This is a genomic window from Methylobacterium sp. J-090, from assembly GCF_022829345.1.
Classification (GTDB): domain Bacteria; phylum Pseudomonadota; class Alphaproteobacteria; order Rhizobiales; family Beijerinckiaceae; genus Methylobacterium.
In genome coordinates, this window is record NZ_JAKSXV010000091.1 from 57,253 (window position 1) to 63,456 (window position 6,204).

Genomic DNA, 6,204 nt, shown 5'->3' on the forward strand with positions numbered 1-6,204 from the left:
ACTTTGAGTAACAAAACTTTGTCGGAGACAAATGGCGATCCGGTCAGCGGGCGGCTTCGTGGAGCTTCCGGCGGCGGGACCGCAGGTTCTGCCTCGGCAGCTGTCTCGCATGTGCGAAAGCCGCGCGAAATGCGTGTCGCTATCGTTCACTATTGGTTTGTCGGGATGCGCGGCGGCGAGAAAGTCGTCGAGGCACTGTGCGACCTGTATCCGCAGGCGGACATTTTTACTCACATCTACGTGCCTGAAGCGGTCTCGGAGAAGATCCGGGCCCACCGGGTTACGACATCCTTTATCGCCTCCCTGCCCAGGGCGGCGCAAAACTACAAGTCCTACCTGACACTGATGCCGCTGGCCTTGGAGCAACTGGATCTGCGCGGCTATGATCTTGTGATCAGCAGCGAATCGGGACCGGCGAAGGGCGTTATCCCACCCGCGGGGGCGCTTCATATCTGCTACTGCCACTCACCGATGCGTTACGTGTGGAACATGTTCCACGACTATCGGGAGCGGAGCGGGTTTCTAACACGCTGGCTCATGCCGCCGCTCTCGCACTACATCCGCACCTGGGATGCGGTTTCGGCCAACAGAGTGCACGAGTTCGTGGCCAACTCACGCACCGTCGCCCAGCGCCTTCGGAGCTATTACCGGCGCGACTCGACCGTGATCCACCCGCCCGTGGATACGGCCGCGTTCGACCGCGTCAGCCCCGAGGATCTCGGCGATTACCATCTCATGGTGGGAGAACTCGTCCGTTACAAGCGCCCGGAATTGGCGGTTGAGGCATTCAACCGAGCGGGCCTCAATCTCGTTGTCATCGGCGGTGGCGAAATGTTGGATGAACTTCGCAAGCTCGCCGGGCCGACGGTGACGATTCTCGGTCCCCAGCCGTTCGCGTCTCTCCAGCATCATTATGCCCGGGCGCAAGCGCTGATTTTCCCGGGCGAGGAAGATTTCGGCATCGTGCCGGTGGAGGCGATGGCAAGCGGTCGTCCAGTGGTCGCTTTCGGCCGTGGCGGCGCCTCTGAGACGGTCATCGATGGAGTCACGGGAACGTTCTTCATGGAACAGACTGTCGACGCGCTGCTTGATGCCGTCGATCGATGTCGGCGGATGCCATTTTCGCCCGAAGTTGCCATGCGTCATGCGGAAGAATACGGACTGGCGCGCTTCTCAAGAGAAATGAGCAAATTTATCGCCGAAGCACTAAAACGACATAATGGGTAGTACTGCCGAACTCCAAAGAACATGTCCAAGCGCGTACGACGAAAAGGAATTAGTCGTTGAATACCGGAGTTAGTCTGATGGTCGATGCGGTGGGTGAACAAGCGCGCAGTCGAGGACGGCCGCCGCGGAGCGAAAGTGTGGGCGGTCGTAGAAAGCTCATTGAACTAGCGCGAAAAATCATGAGTTTGCGCCCGCGCACGGATATTCAACGCCGCGAGATTGCGAACGTCGTTGGCGTGACACCGGCGCTAATCAACTACTACTTTCCAGACAAGTGGAGTCTGCTTGAGGCTGCAGCTTATCCGATCGTTGTAGATCTTATAGATGCGGTCGAATACCTGCTGGACTCTTCCGTGCTGCCGGTCCAAAAGCTTGAGGCCCTAATCGCAGTCTACCTTGTTTATCACAAGAATAATGGCTATGCCCTTGAGTATTACATCAATGCTTCCATAAACCTAGAAAAACAACATAACATCGATCTTATCAAGTCTTGCCGAAGCAAGGTTTATGATTTAATTCGACAAAATACGCCCGATACGATACCGCAAACGTTGGGCGCTGAAATCGTCCATTCCATGCTGTGGGGCGTTTGCGAATCCCTGGGGCGTCTCCAGGTGGCACAGCAGGGAAGTGCTCTCGCGCAGGACGGTGATTGCGCATACGTGGAAACTTATACGCCCCTCGTGCTGACACATTTTCTCCAGGGCATCCTGAAAGCGCCGACCCCACCGCTGGAGGTGCCGATGCTTGTTTCTTCGGGGGCTTTGTAAGCGCTTTGCAGAACCACCGGGTGCATTGCTAACGGACCAGTATGGAGGGGACTGCCCGATTCTTCCTGCCTCGGCCTATTCAGGCTTAAAATTCTCTGGCAGAACTCTCTTCGATGCGGGAACCTGGTAAGATTTTATTGACTGGCAAATGCTAGTTTTTGAAAAGCCGGCGCTCGTCGTGTCGATCTATGCGATGTCCGTCGGACGCGCAGAACCCATAATCCTTTGAGGATCATGGAGAAAGCTAGAGCGTCTCATGATCCAGATCTGCGCTGGTGCACTCTGTGTCGGCTTCTTGGTCGCGTTCATTCTCCGGTTCCTACCTTTCGCCGGCAGCTTGATGATATCGCTCGTGATCGGGTCTGGTCTCTCGCTGACATATGGTCGTTCATTCGGCGATACTTTAATGGCGGCCCTTAGCATTTTGATTGCCTGCCAGGTAGGGTACGGTTTCGGAACCGTGACAGCCGCACTCGGCGATCGAGTTCTGCGCCCGTATCGGCGCCCCCAACGAGCAAACGGTACAGAGACGGTCAAACGCGTGCGCTCAGGTCGAGAATAGGCATCCTACCTGGGATTTGAACGCCGGGTTCGTTGAAAACTCGGACCGGTCCTTTGATGTGCCGCGCCGGTCTTCGAGCGGGCTGCGGATCGATCCGGGGCATGAAGGTGTCGGGTCCATATAACACTGCGGCGATTTGGCGCGTCCCCTCCCCTAAGGATGGAATGTCACGCTCGACGGGAAGCCATCATCCGATGAACGTCGAACCGATCGGAGCCGTTACGATCCTGCTTGGCTTGATCGCTTTGTTTCGAGGACCTGATTTCGCTGTCGGTGTCTTCATTCCTCTGACCCTCCTTGGAGCGGCGGCGGCGATCCTGCTTGGCGGTTCCGGAACGATCCAACCCGCGCATCTGATGCTTGGGTTTGTGGCGATTGCCATCTTTGCGGATGCCACGCGACTGGGCCCCGTCACGCGCTGCCTGACGTTCCCACGCGAAGGTTTCTGGTTCAGCGCGCTCGCGGCTTACGGGGTCGCGGGGGCCTTCCTGCTGCCTCGTTTGTTTGTCGGCGCCACGTTCGTGAATGCCATCGGCGCGACCGAGCACGGTCCGTCGGTGGTTCTTGTGCCCCTCGGTCCGACATCGGGCAATCTCACGCAGTCTATCTACTTATTGGCCGATCTCGTATGTTTTCTTGCGATACTAGCCTATGCGGCCCGTCCCCGAGGTTTTGCCCGCGTCGTCGGGGCGCTGCTGGTTTACGCCGCTGCCAATATCGTTTTCGCCATCATCGATCTCGTCACGGGGTTGACCGGCACCGGATTTTTGCTGGAATTTATTCGGAATGCCGACTACCAGTTGCACGTCGAGGAAACGACGGGTGGACTTCGGCGAATCGTCGGTTCGTTCACGGAAACCTCCGCCTTCTCCTACGCGACGGTGGGCTCCCTCGGGTTCACGGCGCAACTTTGGCTGCTCGGATACCGGCCATGGCTGACCGGGGGGCTCAGCTTCATGTCGCTTGCGCTCCTTGCCTTCTCGACCTCGACGACGGCCTACGTCGCCACCCCCGTCCTCCTCGTGGTGCTGTACACCGGCGCGATTGCCCGCGTAGCCCGTGGGCGCGCCTCGGCTACGACATTTGTGTTTCTCGCCATCGGTCCCCTGATGACGCTTCTGATTTGCCTCGCGATCCTCCTGACGCCTTCGGCCTCGTCGGCGCTGTCCGACTTTCTCAGTGTCGCGATTTTCGACAAGTCCGCGAGTCAATCTGGAACGGAGCGCGCGCAGTGGAACCAGACGGCATTGCAAAATTTCTTCGATACTTTCGGCGCAGGTGGTGGACTGGGCAGTATCAGAGCGTCCAGTTTTATTATGGCTGTTCCATCTAATCTTGGAATCATCGGGATATTTTGTTTTATCATGATTTTTGTACAGATATTTTTTTCGAAGAGAGAATCCATTCAAGGCAGTATGCACACAGATGCTCGTGGGGCGGCTAGAATGGCGTGCGTCGGCATTCTGATTGCTGCGGCGGTATCCGGCGCACTCGTCGATCTCGGCTTGCCTTTCTATGTTTTCGCGGGTTTGGCTTGCGCCGAGGGCGAACGGCAAAAGCTTGCCTGTGAAGCAATACAGGCGCAGCCGGCTACTTGAAGGTGTGAATAGCTTCCATATTCGTAAGGGGGGAAGGTCCGCCGGGAAATCGAGCGGGAACGTAGACGATGGGCATGTTGCACCGGCCCTTACCGGCAATATCGACCACAGCGATTACGGCCATTCAAACGACCTCACCGTGCCGGCGACTTGTCACCGAACCGGTGTCGATGCCCCGACGGTGCACGCGTCCGTGACGGACGGATTGAGAAAACTGGCGGCCCATTCGTCGACCTGCAAAAAATGTGTTAGGACTCTGCTAACCACGCTGTGGTGGTTCTATTTGTGGCTCGCCATCGGCGCGATGGCGAACTGCGAAATCTACTCAGGTATATCGCTTATGATCCCCGATCACGATCCGTTATGGTACGATAGGGTTGAGGCCGATGAACCGCTGAACATCTATGCGATGGCGTTGTTTGGGATTTTTGGTGTCGTCGTGTTCTTCTACGACGGCGTTGCGGCGCTCGTTTCCATCATCAAATCAGGCACCTTTGCGGCTTTTCGCGACGTCAAGCCGTAAAAATTCCAAGACCCTACTGGCAGGACGCGTTCCATGTGCGCCGGTAGGTTTGGCGGGGCTTTAAGGCCGAGGCCGCCGCTGTTTTAGCCAGTCGGTGGCGGTATCTGCGAACCGGCGCGGCTTCCGCCTGACGTGCGGACTTGCTATACCGGAGCCTTCGACCATACGCGGCACGTAATCGCCATACGGGTAGGCATGATTGATGCCGGCAAGGCGGACTCGCCCGGGGTTGAACACATTGCCTTGTCCATTTGTGAGCGTTTGTCGAACCACTCAGCGCCCGTAGATGTCCTCGACGCGGATGATGTCGTCTTCGCCGGTGTAGCTTCCGACCTGGACCTCGATGAGTTCGAGGGCGATCTTGCCCGGGTTGGTGAGGCGGTGCATCGAGCCGATGGGGAGGTAGACCGCCTCGTTCTCGTGGACCAGGACCACCCGATCGTCGACGGTGACCTCGGCGGTGCCGCGCACCACCACCCAGTGCTCGGCCCGGTGGTAGTGCTTCTGCAGGGATAGCCGCCCGCCCGGCGTCACCATGATGCGCTTCACCTGGAAGCGCTCGCCGATGTCGATGCGCTGATACCAGCCCCAGGGGCGGTACATCCGGCGATGGGCGTCGGCCTCCGGGTGGGCCTTTTCGCGAAGCTGAGCCACGAGGTCCTTGACCTGGCCCGAGCGGGCCTTCGAGGTCACCAGCACGGCGTCGGGGGTCGCGACCACCACCACGTCGTCGAGGCCGACCACGGCGGTGAGGAGCTCGCCCTCGCTGTGGATGAGGCTGCCATGGGTGTCGATGGTCTCGACCCGGCCGCGCACGGCGTTGCCCGACGCATCGTGGGGCAGCACCGCCCACACGGCGTCCCAGGTGCCGACATCGGACCACGGGAACGAGACGGGGAGCACCCCGGCGCGCTCCGTACGCTCCATGACGGCGTAGTCGATGGAGGTCTTGGGCGCCCGCGAGAAGGCGGCCGCGTCGAGGCGCAGGAAGTCGAGATCGACCTGGGCGGCGTCGAGGGCGGCGCGGGTCGCCGAGAGGATCTCGGGGGCCCGGGCCTCGAGTTCGGCCAGCATCACGTCGGCGCGGAACAGGAAGTAGCCCGAGTTCCACAGGGCGCCCTCGCCGATGAGGCGCTCGGCCCCGTCGCGATCCGGCTTCTCGACGAAGCGCTCCACCGCATAGGCATCCGGCACCCCGTCGAGGGGTGCGCCGCGGCGGATGTAGCCATAGGCGGTGGCGGGTCCCGTCGGCTCGATGCCGAGGGTCATGATGCGGCCCGTCCGCGCTCCGATGGCGGCGGCTTCGGCCGCCGCCACGAAGGCTGCCGTGTCACCGATGACGTGGTCGGCCGCCAGGATCAGCACCACGGCCTGCGGATCGCGCCGCGCGGCGTGGAGTGCCGCGACCGCCACGGCGGCGGCCGAGTCGCGCCGCTCCGGCTCGAGCACGATGTCCGCCCCGACCCCGGCTTGGAGCAGCTGCTCGGCGACGATGAAGCGGGCTTCGCTGTTGCTGATGATCGT

At 60.1% G+C, this 6,204-nt stretch carries 5 protein-coding genes; 4 read left to right on the top strand and 1 reads right to left on the bottom strand.

Annotation, left to right across the window (positions count from 1 at the left end):
- Positions 1–129: 129 nt before the first annotated feature.
- From MKK49_RS16390 to MKK49_RS16405, 4 genes are all read left to right on the top strand, one after another.
- On the top strand, positions 130–1,227 hold the full coding sequence (locus MKK49_RS16390; protein ID WP_244030294.1) for a glycosyltransferase: 1,098 nt from the start codon (positions 130–132) through the stop codon (positions 1,225–1,227).
- A 77-nt stretch (positions 1,228–1,304) separates the two neighbouring features.
- Entirely contained in the window at positions 1,305–1,997 is a 693-nt protein-coding gene (locus tag MKK49_RS16395) for a TetR/AcrR family transcriptional regulator (protein WP_244030296.1), read from the top strand.
- A gap of 756 nt (positions 1,998–2,753) precedes the next feature.
- Entirely contained in the window at positions 2,754–4,157 is a 1,404-nt protein-coding gene (locus tag MKK49_RS16400; RefSeq protein WP_244030298.1) for a hypothetical protein, read from the top strand.
- A 4-nt stretch (positions 4,158–4,161) separates the two neighbouring features.
- Positions 4,162–4,680, top strand: coding sequence for a hypothetical protein (locus MKK49_RS16405; protein ID WP_244030300.1), 519 nt, complete (start codon positions 4,162–4,164; stop codon positions 4,678–4,680).
- A 273-nt stretch (positions 4,681–4,953) separates the two neighbouring features.
- On the opposite strand, the gene MKK49_RS16410 is transcribed toward MKK49_RS16405, so the two are convergent.
- On the bottom strand, positions 4,954–6,204 hold a 1,251-nt coding region (locus MKK49_RS16410; RefSeq protein ID WP_244030302.1), incomplete at its 5' end, for a mannose-1-phosphate guanylyltransferase/mannose-6-phosphate isomerase.

Coding starts and splice junctions, on each gene's coding strand:
- MKK49_RS16390 (WP_244030294.1), top strand. CDS start 130: ATGCGTGTCGCTATCGTTCACTATTGGTTTGTCGGGATGCGCGGCGGC.
- MKK49_RS16395 (WP_244030296.1), top strand. CDS start 1,305: ATGGTCGATGCGGTGGGTGAACAAGCGCGCAGTCGAGGACGGCCGCCG.
- MKK49_RS16400 (WP_244030298.1), top strand. CDS start 2,754: ATGAACGTCGAACCGATCGGAGCCGTTACGATCCTGCTTGGCTTGATC.